Genomic DNA, 1,108 nt, shown 5'->3' on the forward strand with positions numbered 1-1,108 from the left:
TTTTGTTCCTCAACGAGCTTATGCGCCAACTCGCCAGTCCGACGCAGGTCCACCGCCCCGTCGAACGTCATCGGAGTCACCATGGCCGTAAGCAGACGGCCAAAAACGGGAGCGGACATGCAAAACCTCCTTGTATAGCTGGTGCCCATGGTAGCCACGAGATGGCCTCAGCGGGATAGGCTGTTAGTGTGAGTCCAGCACAGCCCAGACATCAAGTCCCCGACGCCCGGTCGTGGGAGTACGCCGACGGCTTCGTCGCACCCTCCCCGGCTCTACAGGAGGCCCGCGAAGCAGCCCGCGCTGATCAGTGGGAAGTGCTCGGCAACGGCACCACCGCCTTGCTGACCTTCTTGGCGCGCACCATGCAGGCCGGGAGCGTCGTCACCATCGGCACTGACGCCGGAGTCTCAGGGCTGGCCCTCTTGGAGGGCATGACCGATCATGGTGTCTTGACCAGCATCGACCCCGACGCTGAGCGTCAGGCTGCTGCCCGTAAGGTTCTGAGCCTGGCCCGTATCCGCTCTAATCAGGTGCGCCTCATCACCGGGACTCCGCTGGATGTGCTACCTAAACTGCGTGATGGCGCCTACGACATAGTGCTCATCAATGGCGACCGACTTGAATACGTGGAATACGTCTCCCAGGCCCTACGCTTACTCCGCCCCGGAGGCGTTGTTGTCGTTAACGACGCGCTGGCCAACAACCACATCGCTGATCCGGATAATGAGGACGATGACACCCTCATCATCCGCGAAACCCTCGACTCGGTGCTAGAGACCGAAGAATTCACCCCGGTGCTGCTACCCGTTGGTGAAGGTTTGCTGTTGGCCACGAAAAGTTGAGCTTGCGCGTCTGACGCAAGACAAAACGAATCGGCTCCCCGAAAAATGGGGAGCCGATTCGTGCGTCCTGAAGATCGCTCAATCAATAGGGAACCGTGATTCCTTTACCGACCACCGTCACACCGCCTGGGGCGACGGTGAATCCACGAGCACGGTCGTGGTCGTGGTCGACACCCCCTTGGGCCCCGTCAGGAACCATGACGTCTTTGTCGAGGAGCTCCCGGCGGGACGTCGCCTTTGAACCACTCGTCCACATTGTCATCACG

General features: G+C 60.6%; 2 protein-coding genes. One reads left to right on the forward strand and one right to left on the reverse strand.

The genetic code is table 11. The annotated features are described in order from the left end of the window. Window positions 1-188 precede the first annotated feature (188 nt). Window positions 189-842, forward strand: a complete 654-nt coding sequence (locus tag AWU74_RS05930; RefSeq protein WP_002514059.1) for an O-methyltransferase — start codon at window positions 189-191, stop codon at window positions 840-842. An 82-nt stretch (window positions 843-924) separates the two neighbouring features. Here AWU74_RS05930 and AWU74_RS13855 read toward each other — a convergent pair whose 3' ends face one another. Then, window positions 925-1,104 carry a GlgC family sugar phosphate nucleotidyltransferase gene (locus AWU74_RS13855; protein ID WP_438816362.1) on the reverse strand — a complete coding sequence of 60 codons (180 nt, stop codon included), beginning with the start codon at window positions 1,102-1,104 and terminating at the stop codon, window positions 925-927. Window positions 1,105-1,108: the final 4 nt, after the last annotated feature.

Source organism: Treponema endosymbiont of Eucomonympha sp. (assembly GCF_001028545.1).